This is a genomic window from Acidovorax sp. IB03, from assembly GCF_016406015.1.
GTDB lineage: Bacteria > Pseudomonadota > Gammaproteobacteria > Burkholderiales > Burkholderiaceae_C > Acidovorax > Acidovorax temperans.
Map to the genome: position 1 here is coordinate 140715 of NZ_JAEFCH010000001.1, position 23627 is coordinate 164341.

At 64.1% G+C, this 23627-nt stretch carries 18 protein-coding genes and 2 pseudogenes; 11 read left to right on the forward strand and 9 right to left on the reverse strand.

Annotated features, from left to right (window positions below; all coding sequences use genetic code 11):
* Window positions 1–11: 11 nt before the first annotated feature.
* On the reverse strand, window positions 12–1865 hold the full coding sequence (locus IHV84_RS00630; RefSeq protein ID WP_198845402.1) for a M48 family metallopeptidase: 1854 nt from the start codon (window positions 1863–1865) through the stop codon (window positions 12–14).
* Between the two features lie 79 nt (window positions 1866–1944).
* Between IHV84_RS00630 and IHV84_RS00635 the strand changes: the two genes are divergently transcribed.
* Together IHV84_RS00635 and IHV84_RS00640 are read left to right on the forward strand one after the other, a co-directional pair.
* Window positions 1945–2208, forward strand: a complete 264-nt coding sequence (locus tag IHV84_RS00635; RefSeq protein WP_198845403.1) for a DUF1653 domain-containing protein — start codon at window positions 1945–1947, stop codon at window positions 2206–2208.
* Between the two features lie 441 nt (window positions 2209–2649).
* A complete protein-coding gene (locus IHV84_RS00640) occupies window positions 2650–3012 on the forward strand; it encodes a hypothetical protein (protein WP_233099623.1) in 363 nt (120 codons plus the stop codon).
* Window positions 3013–3051: 39 nt separating this feature from the next.
* On the opposite strand, the gene purN is transcribed toward IHV84_RS00640, so the two are convergent.
* The gene (purN, locus tag IHV84_RS00645) at window positions 3052–3633 is read right to left on the reverse strand and encodes a phosphoribosylglycinamide formyltransferase (protein WP_198845405.1); all 582 of its coding nucleotides are present in this window, start codon (window positions 3631–3633) and stop codon (window positions 3052–3054) included.
* A gap of 21 nt (window positions 3634–3654) precedes the next feature.
* Here purN and IHV84_RS00650 point away from each other — a divergent pair.
* Window positions 3655–3873: pseudogene (locus IHV84_RS00650) on the forward strand (DUF480 domain-containing protein); the annotation flags it as partial.
* A 197-nt stretch (window positions 3874–4070) separates the two neighbouring features.
* Here IHV84_RS00650 and IHV84_RS00655 read toward each other — a convergent pair.
* Window positions 4071–5402 (reverse strand): IS1380 family transposase, encoded by a 1332-nt coding sequence (locus tag IHV84_RS00655; RefSeq protein WP_103737289.1) that lies wholly within the window; start codon window positions 5400–5402, stop codon window positions 4071–4073.
* An 84-nt stretch (window positions 5403–5486) separates the two neighbouring features.
* Here IHV84_RS00655 and IHV84_RS00660 point away from each other — a divergent pair.
* From IHV84_RS00660 to IHV84_RS00670, 3 genes and pseudogenes are all read left to right on the forward strand, one after another.
* Window positions 5487–5999 (forward strand): annotated as a pseudogene (locus IHV84_RS00660) (DUF480 domain-containing protein); the annotation flags it as partial.
* A 47-nt stretch (window positions 6000–6046) separates the two neighbouring features.
* The gene (locus IHV84_RS00665; protein WP_198845406.1) at window positions 6047–7249 is read left to right on the forward strand and encodes an acyl-CoA dehydrogenase family protein; all 1203 of its coding nucleotides are present in this window, start codon (window positions 6047–6049) and stop codon (window positions 7247–7249) included.
* A gap of 24 nt (window positions 7250–7273) precedes the next feature.
* A complete protein-coding gene (locus IHV84_RS00670; RefSeq protein WP_198845407.1) occupies window positions 7274–8389 on the forward strand; it encodes an acyl-CoA dehydrogenase family protein in 1116 nt (371 codons plus the stop codon).
* A 108-nt stretch (window positions 8390–8497) separates the two neighbouring features.
* On the opposite strand, the gene IHV84_RS00675 is transcribed toward IHV84_RS00670, so the two are convergent.
* Entirely contained in the window at window positions 8498–9439 is a 942-nt protein-coding gene (locus IHV84_RS00675; RefSeq protein WP_198845408.1) for a bestrophin family protein, read from the reverse strand.
* A gap of 72 nt (window positions 9440–9511) precedes the next feature.
* Complete coding sequence (locus IHV84_RS00680; RefSeq protein ID WP_066690941.1) at window positions 9512–10069, reverse strand: HNH endonuclease; 558 nt, start codon at window positions 10067–10069, stop codon at window positions 9512–9514.
* A 223-nt stretch (window positions 10070–10292) separates the two neighbouring features.
* Between IHV84_RS00680 and IHV84_RS00685 the strand changes: the two genes are divergently transcribed.
* From IHV84_RS00685 to IHV84_RS00700, 4 genes are all read left to right on the forward strand, one after another.
* The gene (locus IHV84_RS00685; protein WP_044395925.1) at window positions 10293–11342 is read left to right on the forward strand and encodes a bifunctional riboflavin kinase/FAD synthetase; all 1050 of its coding nucleotides are present in this window, start codon (window positions 10293–10295) and stop codon (window positions 11340–11342) included.
* A gap of 110 nt (window positions 11343–11452) precedes the next feature.
* Entirely contained in the window at window positions 11453–14329 is a 2877-nt protein-coding gene (gene ileS / locus IHV84_RS00690) for an isoleucine--tRNA ligase (protein WP_198845409.1), read from the forward strand.
* A complete protein-coding gene (gene lspA, locus IHV84_RS00695) occupies window positions 14330–14842 on the forward strand; it encodes a signal peptidase II (RefSeq protein WP_066785316.1) in 513 nt (170 codons plus the stop codon).
* A 408-nt stretch (window positions 14843–15250) separates the two neighbouring features.
* Window positions 15251–16906, forward strand: a complete 1656-nt coding sequence (locus tag IHV84_RS00700; RefSeq protein WP_198845410.1) for a Na/Pi cotransporter family protein — start codon at window positions 15251–15253, stop codon at window positions 16904–16906.
* Window positions 16907–16948: 42 nt separating this feature from the next.
* Here the strand turns inward: IHV84_RS00700 and IHV84_RS00705 are convergent, their stop codons facing one another.
* Together IHV84_RS00705 and IHV84_RS00710 are read right to left on the reverse strand one after the other, a co-directional pair.
* A complete protein-coding gene (locus IHV84_RS00705; protein WP_198845411.1) occupies window positions 16949–17782 on the reverse strand; it encodes an NUDIX domain-containing protein in 834 nt (277 codons plus the stop codon).
* Complete coding sequence (locus IHV84_RS00710; protein ID WP_198845412.1) at window positions 17779–18762, reverse strand: quinone oxidoreductase; 984 nt, start codon at window positions 18760–18762, stop codon at window positions 17779–17781. The genes IHV84_RS00705 and IHV84_RS00710 overlap by 4 nt, the downstream gene beginning before the upstream one ends.
* 94 nt (window positions 18763–18856) lie before the next feature.
* Here IHV84_RS00710 and IHV84_RS00715 point away from each other — a divergent pair, with 94 nt between their 5' ends.
* Complete coding sequence (locus IHV84_RS00715) at window positions 18857–19756, forward strand: DMT family transporter (RefSeq protein ID WP_044395913.1); 900 nt, start codon at window positions 18857–18859, stop codon at window positions 19754–19756.
* Window positions 19757–19840: 84 nt separating this feature from the next.
* Here IHV84_RS00715 and IHV84_RS00720 read toward each other — a convergent pair whose 3' ends face one another.
* Together IHV84_RS00720 and IHV84_RS00725 are read right to left on the reverse strand one after the other, a co-directional pair.
* Entirely contained in the window at window positions 19841–22501 is a 2661-nt protein-coding gene (locus IHV84_RS00720) for an EAL domain-containing protein (RefSeq protein ID WP_198845413.1), read from the reverse strand.
* Window positions 22498–23601 carry a TRAP transporter substrate-binding protein gene (locus tag IHV84_RS00725; RefSeq protein WP_198845414.1) on the reverse strand — a complete coding sequence of 368 codons (1104 nt, stop codon included), beginning with the start codon at window positions 23599–23601 and terminating at the stop codon, window positions 22498–22500. The genes IHV84_RS00720 and IHV84_RS00725 overlap by 4 nt, the downstream gene beginning before the upstream one ends.
* Window positions 23602–23627 lie beyond the last annotated feature (26 nt).

Below are 23627 nucleotides of genomic sequence, written 5' to 3' on the forward strand. Positions count from 1 at the left end.
AGCGAGGCCCTTCAGCGCGAAAACACCGGCTCGAACGCCGAGCGTCGAATCTCCTGCAGCGTGGGCGATTCACCCGCCCACAGCGCCAGCACCGGGCCGGGCAGCCCGAGCGTGCGCTCCAGCGAGCGGCACAGCTCATAACGGTCTTCATCGTCCATGCCGGGCAGCTCCACAAACAACAGATAGGCACGGCGCTGAGGGTGCTCGCGCAGGTTCTTGCGCACCAGCCAGGCCCGCGCAATGGGGGTGCAGCGGGCCAGCTCGGCCTGAAACTCCCCCAGCTCGAACTCGCTCAGATCGTGGCGTGCGATGTGGCTGAAGTAGGCCGGGTGGCTCAACTCTTCCCAGGCGCGCTCCTCCGATTCCTGGGCGCGCTCCAGCCGCTTGCGCCATTGCTTGAAGGCGGCTGCGTCGTGGTCATAGCCCATCCGGGGGGTTTCCAGCTCGGCCAGCGCCGTGCGGGCGGCCCACCAGCGGTCGTTGCTGCCCACGTCCCACAAACGGTGCAGGCAGGCCAGCTTGGCTTCGCGGTCCCCCTCAGGCAGTGCCTGCACCAGGCCGCGCAGGGCACCCGGGTGTTCGGCGCTGCGCTCCAGCGCCAGTTCGTACAGCGGGCGCACGTCGGCGCGTGGATCCAGGTGTTTGCGCAATCGGGCAAGCTCCACCAAGTCGGCAGCGCTGGCCTGGGCCATGCCAGCCTGCAGGGCCTCGGCACGGGCACGCACGCGCTGCAGCCAGGCGTGGTGCAGCTTCCATTCGGTGGCGTTGTCGGCACACCATTGCCGGTCAAAGCGGGCGATCCAGGCTTTGTATTCAGGCCCCAGCAGGCCCAGGGCGCTGCCACGCGACCATTCCGGCAGCGTGCCAGCGGCGTCCAGCGCTTCCAGCCGGTCTCGCAAACCGGGGTGGGTGTCGTCCAGGTTGCTGATGCGTTTGAGCGACTGGCGCAAGGCATCGTTGGCAAATGCGGCTTCGGGAGCGCGGGCCAGCAGGCGCCGCAAACCACGGAAAGGCCCCACGGGCAACGCCTGGCTGGCCGCCATGCACCAATGGTCACGCCAGAACTCGGTTTGCAGCCAGCGCCCGCGGATCTCCACCTCGATCAATGCCGCAGCCATGACTTCGCGGCCCGCGAGGCGACCGGCAATGTGGTCGGCCTCGTATTCATCCTGCCGCGCCATCGCAAAGGTTTTGGCGGCAAAGCGTGGAAAGTACCAGCGCAGAAACGCCTGCGTGGCAACCCCAGCCACGCCGGTATCGTCACCCAGGTTCTTGTTCAACTGCATCCAGGACCAGCGGGTGCGGTAGATCCAGGCGCCAAAGCGGCCATGGTCGCCGCGCAGGTGGCCGTATTCATGAGCCAGCACCGACAAAAATCGACCACGGTCCAGCGCCATCAGCAGTGGCAGGCCAATCACAAGGTAATTGGTGCCACCACCGAACAGGCCATAGCGCGGAATCTGCTGGATGCTGGCGTTGAACTCATCGCTGAGCAGCACATGGTGAATCGCCGGGCCTTTCACCTTGCGGCGGATGCGCTCCAGCGCCTGGAACAGTTCCGGGGCGTCTTCGGCGGTGATCTCTTCGCCCTCAGGCGGCGCAATGCGCACCCACAACGCCCGCAGGCTGACCCATAGCAGGCTACCCGCTGCCAGCAGCAGCAACACCAAGCCGAAACGAAAACGCCCTTGCAGCAACTGCGGCAACGCCCAGGCCACCAACGCCAGTGCGACGACGGCGCAGCCCACCACCCAGGCGTAGCCCAGGGCGGCAAAAGCGGCTACGCTGCGCCGGTACGCACTGCTGTTTTCGGCGCTGTCTTGCTCGCTGGTGCGCACCAGATGCACAAAATCTGCCCATTCCATGGCCTAACCCCTCCCTTTTTTTATTTTTTTAGCGGTACCGCCGTGGTCGGCGGCCGCAGCACAACCTTCCATCCTAACCATGAACGAAACCCTTCCTCCCTTGCCCCCCACACCCCCGGGCTTGTACCGGCACTACAAAGGCAACCTGTACGAGGTGGTGGGCACCGCCCGGCACAGCGAAACGCTGGAGCCCATGACCGTGTACCGCGCCCTGTACGGTGAACACGGCTTGTGGGTGCGCCCGGCCGCCATGTTTGCCGAGCAGGTCACCATCGACGGGGTGCTGCGCCCGCGCTTCGAAAAGTACGCAGATGCCATCCCCGCCAGCCCAGCCACCACTTGATTTGCTATATTTTTAATAGCTAGTAGCGCTTTCTGGTAAAGCGCCAGAGCCCATTTTTCTTCAAAGCACACGATCCGCAGTACAAAGGCTGCCTACCGGGACGGCTTGGCACGTCCTACAACCCCGCAGCACCCTTCACGCTAATTTGAAACCGTCCGCTTGGCCAAGCTGCCGGGCCGGGGTGACCCTGCTGCCCCGCCCCACACCGCAGCGGTCAGGCTTGTTTCATTCCCCACGCTGGAGGTCACCATGGCTTATTTGCTTCAAGGGTTGTTTGGAGAACGTTCCCTCACCAAGGTCGCCGGCCTGTATCCAAAAAAAGGGCAGGCTGAATCATCAATGGCCGCTGTGATGCGGCTAGGCGGCATCCAAGCGGGCCAGCTGCGGCTGCTAGGCCCGCACGATGCGAGGGCACCGCACCGTGAAATTTTTTCGTACGCGATGGAACCTGAACCCCAGGGCATTGCCCGCACGTTTTATCAAACGCACGTGGTAGGCGGCATGGCGGGGGCTGCTGCGGGGCTGGCCCTGTATGTGTGGTTCGCGCGCGCAGGGCACCCCATAATCGCCAGCAGCCCGCTGCTGGCCTTGATCGCACTGGCGGGCTTTGGCACCACGTTTGGGTTGCTGGCAGGCGGGCTGCTGTCGATGCGACCGGACCACATTCGCCTCATCACCCGCGTGCGGTCTGCGCTGCGCCACAACCACTGGGCGGTGGTGGCCCACCCCACCACGCCAGAGCAAGCGGCCCAGGTCAAGGCCGTGCTGCATGGCAGCGCCGCAGAGGTGGTGTCCACCCTGTAGCGCCTCGCGTGGGCGGCAACGCTTCAGAGCAAGGTGGGGCTACAGCGCCCGGACCAGGTTTCGCACTGCGCGGGGGTAAATGATGTGCTCCTGCGTCAGCACGCGCGCCGCCAGGGTTTGCGCCGTGTCGCCCGGCAATACCGGAACCACGGCCTGGTCCAGGATGGGGCCCACGTCCAGCTCGGCCGTCACCTGGTGCACCGTCACGCCTGCAAACTTGCAGCCGGCGTCGATGGCGCGCTGGTGCGTATGAAGACCGGTGAAAGCGGGCAGCAACGAAGGGTGGATGTTGATGAGCCGCCCGGCGTAGTGCTCCACAAAACCGGGGGTCAGGATGCGCATGAACCCGGCCAGCACCACCAGGGCAGGCTGGTACTGGTCAATCGCCTGGGCCAGTGCCGCATCAAAAGCCTCGCGGCTCTCAAACGCCTTGTGGTCGAGCACGGCGGTGGCAATACCGTGATCGCGGGCAAACACAAGGCCTTTGGCATCGGCCTTGTTGCTCACCACGGCAGCAATGCGCACACCGTACGCGCGCTCCCACTGCTCCTGCTGCGCGGTTTTCACAATGGCCGCCATGTTGGAGCCGCCGCCAGAGATCAAAATCACAATGTTCTTCATTTGCCTGTGATTATCCCAGCCATGTCCACCCCGTTTAGCCCCGCCACCCGCCCCCTCACCCCCAACGAAGCCCGCGTGCTGGCGACATTGATGGAAAAAGCCCGCACGGTGCCCGACAGCTACCCCATGTCGCTCAACGGCCTTGTCACCGGTTGCAACCAGAAAACCAGCCGCGACCCGGTGATGCAACTGACCGATGCCGAAGCGCAAGAGGCGCTGGATTCGCTGAAGCTGCTAACCCGGATATTTCACGCATGTAGGCAACGGCCTGCGCAGCGGGGCATCGCGGCGCGGATTTGAGCGAGCAAGGCCACGATGTTGGCCGCAGCCATGGGTGTGATGGTTGGCATGCGCAATGCGGTCGCACTGACCCCCACCCCGGCTTGGGTTGCGGGCCGTTTTTGTTTCATCGCGCCGGCCAGGCGCTGCTGGTGTGTTCAGGGTGAGCGCAGCTGGCTCATGGCGTGCGCGAAGGTCTGCGCACTGGGCCAGTTGGAGGCCAGGTACAGGCGGATGCGCCGCGTGTTGCGCGTCACCACTGCCGCCACCTTGAGCAGCTTCATGCGCAGCGTGTCGATCTGCGCCGTGGCCAGCTCTGTGCCCTGCAACGCCAACGCGCGCAGCCTCTCTACCAGCACGTAGCCCAGCGCGGCCAGCAGCATGCGCAGTTGGTTGGAGCGCAGCACATGGCAGCTCGTGCGCGTGGCGAACAGCCCTACCTGCGCTTCCTTGATCCGGTTCTCCGCCTCGCCGCGCTGGCAGTACACGCCGTCGTACAGCGCCTGGGGATCACCGGCAAGGTTTGTCACGATGAAGCGCGGGTTGCAGCCTTGCGCGCCCCATTCAAGCCGCGTGATCACGCGCCGCTCGTGCGGCCAGCTCTGTGCGGCGTAGTCGAATTCATCGACCATGCGCTGTTTGGCCCCGCTGCGCTCGTATTCGTCTTTCATTGAGAGTTCGGCAAACGCCACGCGCGCCTGCAGCCGTGCATTGCGCGCCAGACCCACGATGTAGTGCACGCCGGCGCGCTCGCACCAGTTCAGGATGCGTTGGCGGCAGAACCCGGAGTCGGCCCGAAACACGATGCGCACCTGCGGCCAACTCTGGCGCAGTCGGCGCACCAGCAGCTTGAGGATAGCCCCAGCGTGCTGCGCCGCATCGATGTTGCTGGGCCGCAAGTAGGCGCACAGCAGTTGCTGGCCGCAGAACACGTACAGGGGCAGGTAGCAGTAGCTGTCGTAGTAACCATGGAAGAAGCGTGCCTCCTGCTGGCCGTGCAACGGGTTGTCGGTGGCATCAAAGTCCAGCACCAACTCTTCGGGCGCGCTCTCGAAGCTGGCGATGAACTGATTGACCAACACCTCGTGCAGCCGCCACGCCGTGGCACGGTCGGCCCATTTCTCCAGTCGGCAAAGCGTAGGCGCGCTGGCAATCTCGTGGTCCACGCCAACAGCCGTCTGCACAGCCACGTCACAGCGCAGAGCACCGTGGTCGTTGAGGTCTTCCCAGCCCAGCGCCAGGCCGTACACCCGCTGGCGCAACATGTCGCGCACGTCGTGCGTGATCAGTAGCGGATTGCGCGGATCGGCGATGCAGCGCGCCGCCGCATCCATCAAGCCCAGCTTGCGATCGACCTGGCCAAGCAGCATCACGCCACCATCGCTGGTCATGCTGCCGCCGTCAAAACACCCCTGCACCACGCGCCGGCCCAACCGGCCAAAGTCCATGCTCCCAACGTCAATTTCTTCGGTACAGTTTGGCTTCGGCATTGCCCGCTCGTTGATCAAGATTCGACACCTGGATTTTCGGGCACACAAGGGCAATGCCGTCCTCGTTTGTGGCTCTACTACGGTGAAATATCCGGGCTAACCCTGGCGTTTGAGAGCAGCGGCAACCGCACCACACGGTGGGAACATAACTTTCAGCGTGGCGTGGGTGTGCCCGACCAGTCGGCCGCGCTGCTGGGCCTGCTGATGCTGCGCGGGCCGCAGACGGCGGGCGAGCTGCGCATCAACGCCGAGCGCTGGCACCGGTTTGCCGACATCTCGTCGGTGGAAGCGTTTTTGGACGAATTGCAAAACCGCAGCGCAGAAAAAGGCGGCCCGCTGGTCGCGCTGCTGCCCCGCGCGCCCGGCGCCCGCGAGCCGCGCTGGGCACACTTGCTGTGCGGGCCGGTAGACACCAGCCCGCAGGCCTACGGCGGCCACCCGCCCCCCTCACTGGATACCCCTGCCCCCGCCCTGCAAGCCCGCGTGCAAGCGCTGGAGGCCGAAGTGGCCAGCCTGCAAGCCACGGTGCGCCGCCTGTGCGACGAGCTGGGCCTGGTGCCTGGGTTGACGAGCATGTCACCACCCGGACAGGACTGAAACGAACGACCGTGCTACAAACACAAAATCAATAGGAGACAAGCTGCATGGATCTCGCATTCACCCCCGAAGAGCAGGCCTTCCGCGAGGAAGTCCGCACCTGGGTTCAAGCCAATCTGCCCAAGGAAATCTCCCACAAGGTGCACAACGCCCTGCGCCTGACCCGCGACGATATGCAGGGCTGGGCCAAGATTCTGGGCAAAAAAGGCTGGCTGGCCTTTGGCTGGCCCAAGGAGTTTGGCGGCCCCGGCTGGACGGCCGTACAAAAGCACCTGTTTGAAGAAGAGTGCGCGCTGGCAGGCGCGCCGCGCATCATCCCCTTCGGCCCCGTCATGGTGGCCCCGGTGATCATGGCCTTTGGCAATGCCGAGCAGCAAAAGCGCTTCTTGCCCGGCATCGCCAGCGGCGAAGTCTGGTGGAGCCAGGGATACAGCGAACCCGGCTCAGGCTCCGACCTCGCCTCGGTCAAGACCCGCGCCGAGCGCGTGGGCGACAAATACATCGTCAATGGCCAAAAAACCTGGACGACCCTGGGCCAGCATGGCGACTGGATGTTCAACCTGGTGCGCACCAGCACTGAGGGCAAGCCGCAGACTGGCATCTCCTTCCTGCTGGTGGACATGAAGTCCAAGGGCGTCACCGTGCGTCCCATCAAGCTGCTGGACGGCGAGTGCGAAGTGAACGAAGTGTTCTTCGACAACGTCGAAGTGCCCGCCGAGAACCTGATCGGCGAAGAGAACAAGGGCTGGACCTACGCCAAGCACTTGCTGAGCCACGAGCGCACCAACATCGCCGACGTGAACCGCAGCAAGCGCGAGCTGGAGCGCTTGAAGCGCATCGCCAAGACCGAAGGCATGTGGGACCCTACCGAAGGGGGCGCTGATGCGGTGCGCTTCCGCGACCAGATCGCCCTGCTCGAAGTGGATATCGTGGCCCTGGAAATGCTGGTGCTGCGCGTGCTGTCGGCCGAGAAGTCGGGCAAGAACTCGCTCGACATTGCGGGCCTGCTCAAGATCAAGGGCAGCGAGATCCAGCAACGCTATGCCGAGCTGATGATGCTGGCCGCAGGCCCCTTTGCCATGCCCTTCATCGAAGAGGCCATGGAAGCCGGCTGGCAGGGCAACTTCCCCGGCGGCGTGGTGGCCAACGCGCCGCTGGCATCCACCTACTTCAACCTGCGCAAGACCACCATCTACGGTGGCTCCAACGAAGTGCAGCGCAACATCGTGGCTCAGACCGTGCTCGGCTGATCCCAAGTTCCAGGAGACAAGAACATGGATTTCGATTTTTCTGACGACCAGGAACAACTGCGCGACGCCGTACGCAAGTGGGTGGACAAGGGCTACACCTTTGAGCGGCGCCGCGCCGCGGTTGCAGCCGGGGGTTTTGACCGGGCCGCATGGAACGAACTGGCCGAGCTGGGTCTCACGGCCCTCACCGTGCCTGAAGCGCACAACGGCATGGGCCAAGGCGCCATCGACGCAATGGTGGTGGCCGAAGAACTGGGCCGCGGCATCGTGCTGGAACCCATCGCGCAGTCTTTCATTGCCAGCGCTGTGCTGTCCCACCACGCGCCCTCCGAAGTGCAATCGGCCTGGCTGCCGCGCGTGGCCAGCGGCGAAGCGGTGGTGGTGCTGGCGCACCAAGAGCGCAAGGCACGCTACCGCCTGGACGTTTGTGAGGCAAAAGCGGCTCCTGCGCAATCAGGATATGCGGTAACAGCTATCAAAAGCGTAGTGCCTGCGGGTGACAAGGCGGATGCCTTCATCGTGCCCGCACAGCTGGACGGCAAGATCGCCCTGTTCCTCGTCGAACGCACAGCCAGCGGCGTGACCACCCAGGGCTACGTCACGCAAGACGGCAGCCGCGCGGCCGAAGTGCACCTGGTCAACGCCCCCGCCACGCTCATCACCACCGACGGCCTGGCCGCGCTGGAACTGGCCGTGGACACCGGCATTGCCGCCACCTGCGCCGAAGCCGTGGGCGTGATGGACAAAACGCTGGCGATCACGGTGGAATACATGAACCAGCGCAAGCAGTTTGGTGTGTTCATTGCCAGCTTCCAGGCCCTGCGCCATCGCGTGGCAGACATGAAGATGCAGTTGGAGCTCGCCCGCTCGATGAGCTACTACGCCAGCCTCAAGCTCGGCTCCCCCGCAGAAGAACGCCGCGCCGCCATGGCCCGCGCCAAGGTGCAGTTGGGCCAGTCGATGCGCTTCGTCGGTCAGCAGGCCGTGCAACTGCATGGCGGCATTGGCGTGACAGACGAGTACATCGTGAGCCACTACTTCAAGAAGCTCACGCAGCTGGAAGTGGCGTTTGGCGACACGCTGCACCACTTGGGCGAGGTTTCTGCGCGGATGCAGGATACGGCGGGCGTGTTTGCCTGAGCGCGGCATTCGCGCAAACGGCCTATGGGTCATCCAACCCATAGGCCGATCCCCTGGCTGGTAGCCACTCGGCCACGAATCAGACGGGCTTATCAGCGATGCCCTGTCTCACGTCAGCAAGTAGTCCACCGGCAACAATGGGGGGGGCAAATCAGTTTCACCCAGGGACTCACGCAGGTTGATTTCCATCGCCCGGCACAGAGTGTCCAGCGGCAGATCGTTGCTCTCCAAACCAAAAGGCTCTTCAATTTCATCGCCCAGCGCATCCAGCCCAAAGAAGGTGTAGGCCACGATGGCGACGACAAAGGGCGTCATGAAGCCGGTGGTATCCACCAGACCAAAGGGCAGCAAAAAGCAATAGAGGTAAGCCGTGCGGTGCAGCAGCAGGGTGTACGAGAACGGCACTGGTGTGTTCCGAATCCGCTCGCACGAGGCAGCGGAAGCCGTCACGGCGGACAAGGTTGTGTCGATACCCGCCGCCAGGCATGGATCGATGCGCCCCTCGCGCAGGCACTGGCGCAAGTCTTGGCCCAGCCCCTGCATGATCGCCTCGGGCCGTACGCTGGACTGGGCCACGCGTGGCCAATCCTGCGCAGGCAGCCAGCGCTGCAGCAAGGCATCGTCGCTTTGCGAGCGCAAGTGCAGGCGCAGGGCGTGGACGAATGCAATCGCTCGGTGCACCATGCGCACCCGCACATCCCCGGCGCGGTTGGCAGGGTCCACGGGCTGGTCCAGCTCAATCAGGCTCAGGCATTGGCGCGACAGGTTGCGCGTGCGCAATACCAACTCGCCCCACAGCTTGCGCCCTTCCCAGTAGCGGTCATAGGCCGTGGTGTTGCGAAAGCCGAGAAAAATCGCAAGCGGCAGCCCCATCAAGGTAAAGGGGATGGGAGTGAGCGTGATCTTGAAAGTGAACAGGTTGCCGTGCGCCAGCGTCACGGCCGTGGCCAGCAGGGTGTTGAACAGCAGTGTCCAGCGGATGCGCTGCAGGATGGACCCACGCAGCAGCAAAAACAGACGCAGGCCGGAGGGCCGATCGCGAACGATCATGGGAGGTTTTCAGGGAAAACCCTGATTCTCCCACAGGGTTTACCGCGCCGCAGTGATGCGGTGCAAAGGATGCTAGGCCGCCAGCCGCGACGACTTGGGCACATGTGCCAACAAAAACTCCATCTGGTCGGCCAAGATACGGCGGTTGCGCAGGATGAAATCTTCCCACAGGCTGGGCACATAGGGGGCATACAGCAAAGGCATGTGAGCCTGCTCGGGCGTACGCGGCCCTTTTCGGTGGTTGCAGGCACGGCAGGCGGTGACCACATTCATCCAGTGGTCCTGCCCGTGGTGGGCGAAGGGCACGATGTGTTCGCGCGTCAACTCGTCCTCGTGAAAATGCCCGCCGCAATAGGCGCAGATGTTGCGGTCGCGCGCGAACAGCTTGCTGTTGGTCAGGCCCGGCTTCAGTTCAAACGGGTTGATGCGCGGAACGCCCTTGGTGCCGATGATGCTGTTGACGGCAATCACCGATTGCTCGCCCGTGATGGCGTTGTGACCGCCGCGGAAGCGGGCGATCTGCGCGCCGGACTCCCAGCGCACCTCACCTGCGGCATAGTGGATGACGGCTTGCTCCAACGTGATCCACGATTGGGGCAGCCCCTGGGCTGACAGCTTCAAGACCTTCAAAACACGCCTCCTGGAAACTTACGCTACACAAGGATTCGGAACTCGGATGTCTCGGCGGAAGGCACTGCGCTGGTGCGCTTCCAGTCGGCCTGCAACCTTCGGGTGCCAAGCGACAGGCGCCTGCTGGGCAAGCGTCGGTCACAATATACTCTTTTTCCATGACAAATTGGCGTCTTGCGCTTGATCCACTTGCGCAGGCTGCTATCAAAAAGATAACAAGCCGATGAAGATCTTTCGCGGATTCCACCACCCTGGCATCGCCAGCGCCTGCGCGCTGACCATCGGTAATTTCGACGGCGTGCACCGGGGGCACCAGGCCATGCTGGCGCTGCTGAACAACGAAGCCGCCCACCGGGGGGTGGAGAGTTGCGTCCTCACGTTCGAGCCCCACCCGCGCGACTATTTCGCTGGCGCGGCGCGCAAGCCCGAACTGGCCCCCGCACGCATTGGCACTTTGCGCGACAAACTGACCGAGCTGGAGCGCTGTGGCGTCCAGCAGGTGGTGGTGCTGCCCTTCAGCGCGCGACTGGCCGCGCAGACGCCCGAGGCTTTCATCAACGAAGTGCTGGTGCAGGGCCTGGGGGCGCGCTACGTGCTGGTGGGCGACGATTTCCGTTTTGGCGCCAAGCGGGCGGGCGACTACGCCATGCTCGATGCGGCTGGGCAAGCCCAGGGCTTTGATGTGGCCCGCATGAACAGCTACGAGGTGCGCGGCCTGCGGGTGTCCAGTTCAGCCGTTCGCCAGGCCTTGGGCGCAGGTGACATGGAAGCTGCTGCCGCCCTGCTGGGGCGGCCGTACACCATCTCAGGTCATGTGGTGCATGGCCGCAAGCTGGGGCGCGCCCTGGGCGCCAGCGCCGACGGCGCGCAAGACGGTTTCCGCACACTGAACCTGCGCTTTGCCCATTGGAAGCCTGCCGCCAGCGGCATTTTTGCCGTGCTGGTACACGGCCTGGGCGACACACCCCTGCCCGGCGTGGCCAACCTGGGCGTGCGACCGTCGCTCGACCCGAACGATGTGAATGGCGGCCGCGTGCTGCTGGAAACCCATTGCCTGCAATGGCCGGACAGCCTGGGCGCCGAGGGGGCGTACGGTAAAATCATTCGCGTGGAACTTCTGCACAAACTGCACGACGAGCTCAAGTACGACGGTCTCGATGCCCTCACTGCCGGTATCGCCAAGGACTGCGCCGATGCGCGCGCCTACTTTGCCTCTGGCCACGCCCGCTCGTACACCGAGACCCGGCGCCAGACCACCCGCGACCGAATTTAGAGGGCTGCCTTTGCGCAGCGCCCGTGCTTGCGGGCCAGCTTCTCTCGTCCCAGTCACTCCCGTTTTTAGCGCCGGGTACGCCCCGGATTGCACCGCCCTAAGGTCCTTTCATGTCCGATAACGCCAGCTCCACCCCCACGAACAGCACGCCTGCCGTGGACTACCGCGCCACGCTGAACCTGCCAGATACATCCTTCCCCATGCGCGGCGACCTGCCCAAGCGTGAGCCCGGCTGGGTGAAGGAGTGGGAAGACAAAGGCATCTACAAAAAGCTGCGCGATGCCCGTTGTGGTGCACCCAAGTTCATCCTGCACGACGGCCCCCCCTATGCCAACGGCCAACTGCACATTGGCCACGCGGTCAACAAGATCCTGAAGGACATGATCACCAAGGCGCGCCAGCTCGAAGGCTTTGACGCGCTGTACGTGCCCGGCTGGGACTGCCACGGTCTGCCCATCGAAAACGCCATTGAAAAGCTGCACGGCCGCAACCTGCCGCGTGACGAAATGCAAGCCAAGGGCCGAGCTTTTGCCACAGAGCAGATCGCACAGCAGATGGCTGACTTCAAGCGGCTGGGCGTGCTTGGCGACTGGGACAACCCCTACAAGACCATGAACTTCGCCAGCGAAGCCGGCGAGATCCGCGCGCTCAAGAAGGTGATGGAGCGGGGCTTCGTGTACCGCGGCCTCAAACCCGTGTACTGGTGTTTTGACTGCGGCTCCTCGCTGGCCGAGTTCGAGATCGAATACCAGGACAAGAAGAGCACCACGCTGGACGTGGCTTTCAAGGCCCACAACCCTGCCGCGCTGGCGGCGGCTTTCGGTGTGCCTGCATTGACGCAAGATGCGTTTGCCGTGATCTGGACCACCACGGCCTGGACCATCCCCGCCAACCAGGCGCTGAACCTGAACCCCGAGTTGCCCTACTCGCTGGTGGAAACCGAGCGCGGCCTGTACGTGGTGGCCGAAACCCTGGTGGATGCCTGCATGGAGCGCTGGGGCCTACAAGGCAAGGTGCTGGCCACTGTGCAGGGCGAAAAGCTGGGCGGCATCGAGTTTGAACACCCGCTGTACGACGTGGCCAGCGAAGACGGCAGCTATGGCTACCGCCGCCTCTCGCCCGTGTACCTGGCTGACTACGCCACCGCCACCGACGGCACGGGTATCGTGCACTCCTCGCCCGCCTACGGTGTGGACGACTTCAACTCATGCGTGGCGCACGGCATGAAGTACGACGACATTCTGAACCCCGTGCAGGGCAACGGCACCTATGCGGCTGACTTCCCGCTGTTCGGCGGCCAACATATCTGGAAGGCCATCCCGGTCATCATCGAAGCCCTGCGCAACGCGGGCCGCCTGATGGCCACCAAGGACATCACCCACAGCTACCCGCACTGCTGGCGCCACAAGACCCCGGTGATCTACCGCGCTGCCGCCCAATGGTTTGTGCGCATGGACGAAGGCGAAGGCGTGTTCACCACCGACAAGGCCCCCGGCACGCTGCGCCAAACGGCCCTGGCTGCCATCGAGCAAACCAGCTTCTACCCCGAGAACGGCAAGAGCCGCCTGCGCGACATGATCGCCGGCCGGCCCGACTGGTGCATCTCGCGCCAGCGCAGCTGGGGCGTGCCCCTGCCCTTCTTCCTGCACAAGGATTCGGGCGAGTTGCACCCACGCACCATGGAGATCATCGACCAGGCGGCAGCCATCGTCGAAAAGGGCGGCATCGAGGCCTGGAGCCGCGTGACAACCGAAGAAATCCTGGGTGCAGAAGACGCGCCGCACTACACCAAGAGCACCGACATTCTCGAAGTGTGGTTCGACTCGGGTTCCACCTTCTGGCATGTGATGCGCGGCACGCACGGCACCATGCACCACGAGACAGGCCCCGAGGCCGACCTGTACCTGGAAGGCCATGACCAACACCGTGGCTGGTTCCACAGCTCGCTGCTGCTGGCCAGTGCCATCTTCGGCCGCGCGCCCTACCGCGGCCTGCTGACCCACGGCTTCACCGTGGACGGCCAGGGCAAGAAGATGAGCAAGTCGCTGGGCAACACCGTTTCGCCGCAAGAGGTGAGCGGCAAACTGGGCGCGGAAATCATCCGCCTGTGGTGCGCCTCCACCGACTACTCTGGCGACTTGGCCATTGACGACAAGATCCTGGCCCGCGTGGTCGATGCGTACCGCCGCATCCGCAACACGCTGCGCTTCCTGCTGGCCAACGTGAGCGACTTTGACCCAGCCACCGACACCGTGCCCGCAGACCAGTTGCTGGAAATCGACCGCTACGCCCTGGCCCGCGCCAGTCAGCTGCAGGCCGACATCCTGGGCCATTACGAGGTGTATGAATTCCACCCCGTGGTAGCCAAACTGCAGGTCTACTGCTCGGAAGACCTGGGTGCGTTCTACCTCGACGTGCTCAAGGACCGCCTCTACACCACGGCACCCAAAAGCCTGGCCCGCCGCAGCGCCCAGACCGCGCTGTACCAGATCACCCATGCCATGCTGCGCTGGATGGCGCCGTTCCTGTCGTTCACTGCAGAAGAAGCATGGAAGGTGTTCGGCAAATCCGAGACCATCTTTGTGGAAAAGTTCTGGGACTTTGGTGCCACCGATGCTGCGCTGCTGGACAAGTGGGACCGCATCCGTGCCGCCCGTGAAGTGGTGAACAAGGAGATCGAAGCCCTGCGCGCCGACGGTAAGGTGGGCGCATCGCTGCAGGCCGAAGTCACGGTGACCGCCAGCGGCGAACTGCTCGAAGCCCTGCGCAGCCTGGGTGAAGACCTCAAGTTCGTGTTCATCACCTCCGCAGCCACGCTGGCCGAAGGCGAAGCCCTGGCCGCCAGCGTGACACCGAGCAGCCATGCCAAGTGCGAACGCTGCTGGCACTACCGCGAGGATGTGGGCCAGGACGCGGCCCACCCCACCATTTGCGGCCGCTGCACCAGCAACCTTCACGGCACCGGTGAAAACCGGGTGTGTGCCTAAATGGCCGCGGTTCCAGCCGTGGGCGGCAACCAGTCCACCACCCGCAGCATGGCGTTGTGGCTGATATGGGCCGTGGTCATTGTGGCGGCAGACCAGTGGACTAAAGAGCTGATCCTGCGCAACTACCAGTGGGGCGAGGCCACGACCATCACGAACTTCTTCAACATCGTGCGGGCCCACAACACCGGTGCAGCCTTTTCCTTCCTCTCGAACGCAGGGGGATGGCAGCGCTGGTTGTTCACCGGTATTGGTACCGTTGCCAGCCTTTTCATCATCTGGCAGCTCTACAAGCACCCCACGCAAAAGCTGTTCTGCTTTGCGCTGGCCAGTGTGATGGGCGGTGCCATTGGCAACGTGGTGGATCGCTTGATGCACGGCTACGTGGTCGATTTTCTGGACTTCCACGCCATGGGCTGGCACTTCCCGGCGTTCAACGTGGCCGACTCGGCCATCACGGTCGGCGCGGTCTGCCTGATCGTGGACGAGCTACTGAGAGCCCGCCGCGAAGCCTGAGAGCGACCTGCCCTCGATACGGCCCGCCTCGTGCGGGCCGTTTTGTTTTCAGCACCCTCATGAACAGCGATACCCCAGCAGATTGAAGACAACGCACCTGGCTCACAGCGAGAGCACCAGCCTCTGTGAATCTGCCTGACGAATGCCCAAGTGCACAGCTTTTACCAGCAACGCATTCCGAATGCACCGATTCACCTGGGGGCTTGCGCCTTGCGAGGTGAAATCAGGGGTATGCTTCATGACAGTTTTATGACAATTCGCGTTGTGCACGTTGTTTGCTTATCCGTGGATACACGCGGGTCCAAAGAGCACTACGAACCCAAGTGGTTTTGCGCTGCTGACGGACGCCCTGCGGTACAAGCCCAAGCCCACGCACACCCCCAAGAATAAAAAGAACGACTCCATTCCATGAAGCATTTGTTGAACTTGTTAGCTGCCGTGGCCCTGCTCATCTGGGGCACCCACCTGGTGCGTACCGGCATCCTGCGGGTGTTCGGCGCCAACCTACGGCAACTCATCTCGCGCAGCGTGAGCAACCGATTCACTGCCGTTCTCTCGGGGATGGGCGTCACGGCCGTGGTGCAGTCCAGCACCGCCACCGCACTCATCGTGTCGTCATTTGTGGGCCAGGGACTGGTGGGGCTGCCTGCCGCGCTGGCCGTGATGCTGGGCGCGGATGTTGGCACCAGCGTGATGGCTGTGGTGTTTTCGCTCGATTTGTCGTGGCTGTCGCCGTTGTTCATCTTTGTGGGCGTGGTGCTGTTCATTTCGCGCAAAGACACCGCCGTGGGCAGCGTGGGCCGCGTGCTGATTGGCCTGGGCTTGATGCTGCTGGCCCTGCGGCTCATCACCGAGTCCACCACGGTGCTGACACAGTCGCCCACCGTGCGCACCCTGCTGGGTGCGCTGACCAGCGATTTGCTGCTGGAAATCTTTACGGGCGCCGTGCTGGCCGTGCTGGCCTATTCCAGCCTCGCCACCGTGCTGCTCACGGCCACGCTGGCGGGCTCGGGCGGTATTCCGGTGGATGTGGCACTGGGGCTGGTGGTGGGCGCCAACCTGGGCAGCGGCTTGCTGGCAGTGGCCACGACCATGCGCTCCAATGTGCAGACGCGGCAGGTGCCGCTGGGCAATCTGTTCTTCAAGATCATGGGCGTCATCATCATGACCCCGCTGATCGGGCTGTGGCTCAAGCATGTGCGCCCCTATGTTCCCGACAACGCTTCGCTGGTGGTGCTGTTCCACCTGGCATTCAACGCGGTGGTGGGGCTGGTGTGCATCGGGCTCACAGGCACGGTGGCGCGTGCCGTGCAACGCCTGCTCCCGGTGGCAGACACGCAGGCCGCAGCAGGCAGCCGCCCCCGGCATCTGGATCCGTCGGCGCTGGCCACGCCCTCGCTGGCCATTTCCTGCGCTGCGCGCGAAGCGCTGCACCAGGCCGATGTGGTGGAGTCCATGCTGCTGGGGCTGCACCAGGTCATCCGCACCGATGACCAGAAGCTGGCCGAAGACTTGCGCAAACTCGATGATCAGGTGGATGAGCTGTACTCCGCCATCAAGTACTACATGACCAAGATTTCGCGCGAGGCCCTGGACGAGCGCGAAGGCCGCCGGTGGGCGGACATCATCAGCTTCACCATCAACATGGAGCAGATTGGCGACATCATCGAACGCGTGCTCATCGACATTGAGGACAAGAAGATCAAGAAAGGCCGCCAGTTCTCCGAAGCTGGCATGGAAGAGATCAACGAACTGCACACCCGCCTGGTGGCCAACCTGCGCCTGGCGATGAGCGTGTTCCTGAACGGCAACGTGCGCGACGCGCAAAAGCTGCTGGAAGAAAAAGCCCGCTTCCGCGATCTGGAGCGCGCCTACTCAGCCACGCACCTGGCGCGCCTGTCAGACAACACGGTGCAGAGCATTGAAACCAGCTCATTGCACATCGACTTGATCAGCGAGCTCAAGCGCATCAACTCGCTGTTGTGCTCCATCGCTTACCCGATTCTGGAATCAGCCGGGGCGCTGGCGCCCAGCCGCCTCAAACTGCCGTCAGAGCCCGTCTGACCTTGGCCGCGGCTGGCTGGGCCTCGGTGCCGAGCCAACCCGCTACAGGCCCAGAAAACCACCAATCACCAACCCCGCCTCGGGCGTGAAATGGCCCTGAGCCACACGTTCGCACAGCAGCGGAATGGATAGCAACGCGAACTCGTCCACCTCGCCATCCTGGTTGTGGGGCACTTGCCCCTCGGGCACCTGGGCACTGAACCAGTCGATGCGCTCTCGCATGAAGCCCACACCCCCACCCTCGCGGCTGGGGCGGGAGAAATCCACGTGACCACCGTGCACTACCTGCGTGAGTGCAGCCACTTCCAGACCCGCCTCTTCCCAGGTTTCACGCGCCAGCGCCTGGTGCAGTGAATCCTGCGCTGACACCATGCCGCCCATCAGGGTGTCCCACTTGCCGGGGTGATTGGGTTTGGTGAGCGAGCGCCGCTGCACCCACATGCGCCCATCCGGCGCCAAACCCACCAAGTGCACCGCGCGCGTGGCAATGCCCAAAACCCGCACAGCACCACGTTCCACCGTGCCCACCACTGCGCCTTGTGCATTGGTTACCGCCAGCTGTTCATCGCGCCAGGGGCCACAGCGCCCCACCTGGCGCAGCGCTGCAGCCAGCGCATTCAGGGCGGGGGTGACCTCCGCATCTGGCACAGGCAAATGCCAGGCGAAAGCCCCATTTCGCTCCTGAAAATATAGCTGCTCGCGCTTATCCATCAAGCGCTGCAGGCCAATATCATCCAAAACCCCTGCAGCCACCGACCCCACTTCGTGGCCAGCCACCACCAGCGGTGTGCGCGGCTGGGCCGGTGGCTGCTGCGCAGCCCCTCGCGCCCCAGCCAGCCATTGCGCGAACGCGGGCGTCTGAACGGCCGGGCTCACAGCGTCAGGATGGTGCACCCGGTGGTCTTGCGCGCTTCGAGGTCGCGGTGCGCCTGCTGCACGTCGGCCAAGGGGTAGCGCTGGTCGATATGGATCTTGACCTGACCGCTGGCCACCACGGCAAACAGGTCATCGGCCATGGCCTGGGTGCTTTCACGTGTAGAGATGTGCGTGAACAGCGTCTGGCGGGTGAGGTACAGGGAGCCCTTGGGCCCGAGCTGGCCTGGAGCAAATGCAGGCACGGGCCCCGAGGCGTTGCCAAAGCTGGCCATCAGGCCGAAGGGGCGCAGGCAGTCCAGCGACTTGTCCCAAGTGTCCTTGCCCACCGAGTCATACACCACCTTCACGCCCTTGCCGCCGGTGATTTCCTTCACGCGCGCGGCAAAGTCTTCACGGCTGTAGTTGATGGCGTGCGCCGCACCATTGGCCAGCGCCAGTTGGCATTTGGCGTCTGAGCCGGCAGTGCCGATGAGCTGCAAGCCCAGGGCCTTGGCCCACTGGCAGGCGATGAGCCCCACTCCGCCCGCGGCGGCGTGGAACAGCACGAAATCACCGGGCTGCAAACCTTCCACGGGCAGTGTTTTCTTGAGCAGGTATTGCGCCGTCAAGCCCTTGAGCATCATCGCAGCGCCAGTTTCAAAGCTGATGGCGTCGGGCAGCTTGCACACCGTCTTGGCTGGCATGACGCGCGCTTCACAATAACTGCCGGGTGGGTTGCTGGCGTACGCCGCGCGGTCGCCAGGGGCCAGGTGGGTCACGCCTTCACCCACAGCTTCCACCACGCCAGCCGCTTCCATGCCAATGGAAGCGGGCATATTCAGTGGATACAGGCCTGTGCGGTGGTACACGTCGATGAAGTTCAGGCCGACGGCATGGTGGCGGATGCGGATCTCGCCGGGGCCCGGCTCCCCCACGGGTACGTCAACAATCTGGAGTTCTTCGGGACCACCGTGCTGGCGGATCTGGACGGCAAGGCTCATGGCAACAGCGCTCCTGTAACAAGAGGGACAAACGGCCGCCATCCTGCCATGAATCTGCAAGCCTTGCCGGAGCGAGCCCGTTACATTCCGGGGCATGACTCAAAGACTCACGCCCGGCACGGCTGCGCTGCTCGTGACCGCGCCCCTGTTGTGGGCGGGCAATGCCGTGGTGGGCCGGCTGGTGCACGCCATGATCCCGCCCATCACCCTGAACTTCTTCCGCTGGGTGCTGGCCTTTGCCATCTTGCTGCCGCTGGCCCACGGGGTGCTGCGCAAAGACAGCCCCCTGTGGCCGCACTGGCGGCGCTATGCAGTGCTGGGCCTGCTGGGCATCGGGCTTTACAACGCACTGCAGTACATGGCGCTGCAAACCTCCACCCCCATCAACGTGACGCTGGTGGGCTCCAGCATGCCGGTGTGGATGCTGGCGGTGGGGGCGCTGTTTTTTGGTGCCTCGGTCACGCGCCAGCAACTGTTAGGCGCGGTGCTCTCCATTACCGGGGTGCTGATCGTGCTCAGCCGTGGTGAGTGGAACCAGCTGCTGGCCTTGCGGCTGGTGCCCGGTGATTTGTTCATGCTGATGGCCACGGCATCGTGGTCGTTCTACAGCTGGCTTTTGGTGAAGACCAGTGAGCCCGCCAGCCTGCGCGGCGATTGGGCGGCCTTCCTGATGGCGCAGATGGTGTTTGGCCTGGGTTGGTCAGGCGCCTTCACGGGCGTGGAATGGAGTTTGGGCCACACGCAGATCGACTGGGGCGCGCCCTTGCTGGCCGCACTGGCCTTCATCGCCGTGGGGCCAGCGGTGCTGGCCTACCGCTGCTGGGGTGTGGGCGTGCAGCGGGCAGGGCCTGCGGTGGCGGGCTTCTTCGTCAACCTCACGCCGCTGTTCGCAGCCGTGCTGTCGGCGGCCTTTCTTGGCGAAACACCGCACCTGTTTCACGGTGTGGCGTTCGCCTTCATCGTGGGCGGAATCGTGGTGTCATCCCGGCGCTAAGCGCTGGCGCGATGTACTCGGCGCTGGCGCGGTGAGCTCGGCAAAGCGAACCAGCGACGCGATACGGTTGCCGGCAAATCCGTATCAGCCCAGCAAAGCCAGGTCATTGCCCAGCAGGGCTTCGATCTCGCTCAGTGGCATGGGCCGCCCTAGCAGATAGCCCTGGAAGTAGTGGCAGCCATACCGCGCCAGCGTGTCACGCTGCTCGGCGGTTTCCACCCCTTCGGCAATCACATCCAGTTCCAGGTTGCGGGCCATGCCGATGATGGTCTGCACGATCACATCGTCGGTATGTTTCACGCCCAGGTTGTGCACGAACGACTGGTCGATCTTGAGCTGGTCGAGCGGCAGGCGCGTGAGGTATGCCAGGGATGAGTAGCCGGTGCCAAAGTCGTCCACCGAGAAGCGCACGCCCTTGGTCTTGAGCTGGATCATCTTGGCAATGGTGTCGTCCACATCGTCCAGCACCAGCGACTCCGTCAGCTCCAGCTTGAGCAAGTGCGCGGGGGCGCCCGTCTCGCGCAGCACTTCCACCACCCGGGCCACAAAGTCGTGCTGGCGGAACTGCCGCGCACTGACGTTGACCGACACCTGCACATGCTGGCAGCGCGGGTCACCCTTCCATGCCGCCAGTTGCTCGCACGCGGTGCGCAAGACCCAGTGCCCGATCGGCACGATGATTTCGCTCTCCTCGGCCACGCTGATGAATGCCCCTGGCGCCACCAGCCCCCGCTCGGGATGGCGCCAGCGGATCAGGCCCTCCACGCCCACAATTTGCCCGTCCAGGCGCTGCTGTGGCTGGTAGTGCAGTTCAAACTGGTTGCCGGTGATGGCCATCTGCAGGTCGTGCTCCAATTGCACGCGCTGGTTGATGGCGATCTGCATCTGCGGATCAAAAAAGCACAGGGAGTTGCGCCCCTGTGACTTCACCTGGTACATGGCAATGTCGGCCTGCTTGAGCAAGTCCACCGTCGGCTGCATGTCTTGCCCGATGAGGGTGGCGCCAATGCTGGGGGTGCTGTGGTACTTGTGGGCATCCAGCAAATAGGGCATGTTGAGGCGGCGCAGGATCTTCTCGCCCACCCGGCGGGCCAGCGATGCTGCCTCTTCGCTGTTGGTGGCCAGGTTCTTGAGCATGATCACAAACTCATCGCCCCCGAGCCGCGCCACCGTGTCTTCCGTGCGCACACAGGCCTTCAGGCGCTGCGCCACCTGCTGCAGCAGCAAGTCTCCCACCTCATGCCCCAGGGTGTCGTTGAGGGTCTTGAAGTGGTCCAGGTCCAGAAACAGCAGGGCCCCATGCAAACCACTGCGGGCGTTGGCCACCACCGACTGCTGGATACGGTCCATCAAAAGGCGCCGGTTGGGCAGCCCGGTCAGCGGGTCGTAGAAAGCCAGGTTCTCGATCTCTGCGCTGGCCTGGCGCAGCTCGGTCACGTCGTGGTACGTGATCACCAGGCCGCCATCGGGCGTGGCCCGCTCGGTGACCTGGATGACACGCCCATCGGGCAGGCCCTGCTCATGCGGCCCCTGGGGGTTGCGCTGCACTGCCACGCGCTGCTCCACCCAGCGCTGCTGCTCTTCGTCGCTGGCGTTTTCCAGGTGGTGCCGGGCTTTCTCTTTCAGCAATTCCTTGAACGGAACCTGGGGCGCCAGTTGCCCCTTGAGCCACGGATAAATCTCTTCAAAGCGCCGGTTCCACTGCACCAGGCGAAGCTGGCTGTCGAGCACCACAAAACCGCTGACCATGGATTCCAGCGCCTCGTCCAGCGTGGCCTTCGACTGCGCAATCGCCAAACGGGCCTGGGTCATGCGGTCAACGTAGCGCAGTGAAACAACCCCCACCACCACAATCATCACCACGAAGCCCAGCGCCGTCAGCACGATGCCATCACGCGCTGCACGCCAATTGGCCAGCGCGGCGTGCAGCGGCACGCTGGCGGCAATGCGCAAGTCCTGGTACATCAACGGGCGGTACACCACCAGGGCCTGCTCTCCGCCCAGGCGCGCACGGGCATTCCACTGCGGCCCGGTCACATCCAGCTCGGCCAGCGGCGGAGTCAGCACCCTGCCCAATTCCTCTTCCTGCCGCGGCATGGTCAGCAGAACCTGGCCTGAGGCACGCTCCAGCGTGACCTGCAACCCGGCAATGTCCATGCCCTGAACCAGAACACCGGCCAGCGCAGCCACGGGCATTTCGGCCACTGCCAGCAATGGCGTTCCGTCGGCCAGCCGAAGCTGCCGGGCCAGATAGAGCACACGCTCCGCGCTCACAAAGCTCACGGCTGGCGCGCTCACCATCAACATCGGCAGCGGCTGCTCAAACACCGATTCGGCAAACCCCAAAGGCAACGACACGGCCACCGCAGCACCTGCGGCGTCTGACGAACCCAAAACGCGCCCCTGCCTGTCTACCAGCGCCACATAGCGCACCATGAGGCTTTGGCGGGCCGAGCTGCGCAGGCGCTGGCTGGTCACTTCCGGGTCCAGCCATTCCGCCCGCACCGCCGACAGATCCAATATCTCGTCCATGCTGGCCAGCAAGACGTCAACGCCCAACAGGGAACGGTTGAGCGCAGCTTCGGCACTGGAGACAAAGCGCACCGCGCCGCTGGCGCCATCAGCCAGGGCGAGCTTTCGAGCATTGAAGATGAGCACCGCCGCCACCGCGACCACGGCCAGCACGAATGCCGCAACCCCGCCCCCCACGAAGAACTTGATACGCCGAGGTACCGCCACGTTCATGGTGACTTGGGCACAGGGATGCCCCGCGCCGGTCCGATGGTGCTGTTCCACACCTGGGCGCACCGTGCGCCACAGCGCTGGAGCCAGCGGGGCAGGACGGTGGAGGTGAGAATCTCTTTGCGACGCTGCTCATCCTGCGCCGAAACCGGCACGACCACCATGCGCCCCTTGCGGCCCGCCTGGCACTCGGGCGCGCCACGGTTGCAGGCCATGCCATCGGCGGTTTCGCGTTCGGATTCTGCCCAGATGTCGGCTTCCAGCTTGGGCAGCTCGCGCTTGAGCAATTCGCGCAAATCCGGCGGCAGTGCTGCCCAGACGGTACGGTTGGCACCAAACACCGCCAACCCCCAGGTCACGGGCAGCGCATGCACATGGCTCATCAAATTGTGCAGCCCCAGCGTATTGCCCGACATGGTTCCGGTGACCGCACACTCGATGCTGCCCGCCGTCACATTGGGCACGATCTGGGCAAAGCCGGTGAGCAGGGGCTCTGCGCCCAGGGCGCTCACAAAATCCGCCTGGGTGGACGATGACACCCGCACCCGCCGCCCCGCCAAATCGGCCAGGCTGCGCAGTGGCTTACCGCAAAAGATCACCTGCGCCGGGTACACATAGATGGCCAGGGGCTCCACCCCATGCTGGTCGCGCAGCGCTTTCTCCAGATACGGGCGAAAGGCGGCCAGCGTGGTGCGCAAGGTAGCCATGTCGGGGTTCAACCCCGCCAGATCGGGGGCCGTGTATTCGGGATGCTGGGCAGAAAAAGAGCTCATCAGCGCCGTACCCAACGGCACCACCCCCAACTGCAGCAGTCGCAGCATTTCGGTGCCGGGCACCCCGGCCCTGTCGAAGGGAACGATTTCTGCGGTGTAACGCCCGCCGCTCAGGCGCGCCAGTTCGCGGGTCCAAAAGGGCTCTTCGCGGCGCACATACTGGTTGAGCTCGGCCAAACCGCCCACCACACGCAGGTGGGATACCGTGGCCGGAACCTTGGGGGCAGGCGCCTGCGACCAGGCCAAGGTTGCCGCCCACCCGAGCACGCCGCAGCACAGCGCAGCAGCGCAGCGGCGAAACAGTCGAGGCACACGAGAAACAATCAGCATGGCTGCCAGACAAACCCCGTTTCTCT

What these genes read in the sequence shown, in the direction of transcription:
- IHV84_RS00685 (WP_044395925.1), top strand. Translation starts at nt 10,293, where the DNA reads ATGAAGATCTTTCGCGGATTCCACCACCCTGGCATCGCCAGCGCCTGC.
- IHV84_RS00700 (WP_198845410.1), top strand. Translation starts at nt 15,251, where the DNA reads ATGAAGCATTTGTTGAACTTGTTAGCTGCCGTGGCCCTGCTCATCTGG.
- IHV84_RS00670 (WP_198845407.1), top strand. Translation starts at nt 7,274, where the DNA reads ATGGATTTCGATTTTTCTGACGACCAGGAACAACTGCGCGACGCCGTA.
- IHV84_RS00710 (WP_198845412.1), bottom strand. Translation starts at nt 18,762, where the DNA reads ATGAGCCTTGCCGTCCAGATCCGCCAGCACGGTGGTCCCGAAGAACTC.
- ileS (WP_198845409.1), top strand. Translation starts at nt 11,453, where the DNA reads ATGTCCGATAACGCCAGCTCCACCCCCACGAACAGCACGCCTGCCGTG.
- IHV84_RS00655 (WP_103737289.1), bottom strand. Translation starts at nt 5,402, where the DNA reads ATGCCGAAGCCAAACTGTACCGAAGAAATTGACGTTGGGAGCATGGAC.
- lspA (WP_066785316.1), top strand. Translation starts at nt 14,330, where the DNA reads ATGGCCGCGGTTCCAGCCGTGGGCGGCAACCAGTCCACCACCCGCAGC.
- IHV84_RS00635 (WP_198845403.1), top strand. Translation starts at nt 1,945, where the DNA reads ATGAACGAAACCCTTCCTCCCTTGCCCCCCACACCCCCGGGCTTGTAC.
- IHV84_RS00675 (WP_198845408.1), bottom strand. Translation starts at nt 9,439, where the DNA reads ATGATCGTTCGCGATCGGCCCTCCGGCCTGCGTCTGTTTTTGCTGCTG.
- IHV84_RS00640 (WP_233099623.1), top strand. Translation starts at nt 2,650, where the DNA reads ATGGAACCTGAACCCCAGGGCATTGCCCGCACGTTTTATCAAACGCAC.
- IHV84_RS00630 (WP_198845402.1), bottom strand. Translation starts at nt 1,865, where the DNA reads ATGGAATGGGCAGATTTTGTGCATCTGGTGCGCACCAGCGAGCAAGAC.
- purN (WP_198845405.1), bottom strand. Translation starts at nt 3,633, where the DNA reads ATGAAGAACATTGTGATTTTGATCTCTGGCGGCGGCTCCAACATGGCG.
- IHV84_RS00725 (WP_198845414.1), bottom strand. Translation starts at nt 23,601, where the DNA reads ATGCTGATTGTTTCTCGTGTGCCTCGACTGTTTCGCCGCTGCGCTGCT.
- IHV84_RS00720 (WP_198845413.1), bottom strand. Translation starts at nt 22,501, where the DNA reads ATGAACGTGGCGGTACCTCGGCGTATCAAGTTCTTCGTGGGGGGCGGG.
- IHV84_RS00665 (WP_198845406.1), top strand. Translation starts at nt 6,047, where the DNA reads ATGGATCTCGCATTCACCCCCGAAGAGCAGGCCTTCCGCGAGGAAGTC.
- IHV84_RS00715 (WP_044395913.1), top strand. Translation starts at nt 18,857, where the DNA reads ATGACTCAAAGACTCACGCCCGGCACGGCTGCGCTGCTCGTGACCGCG.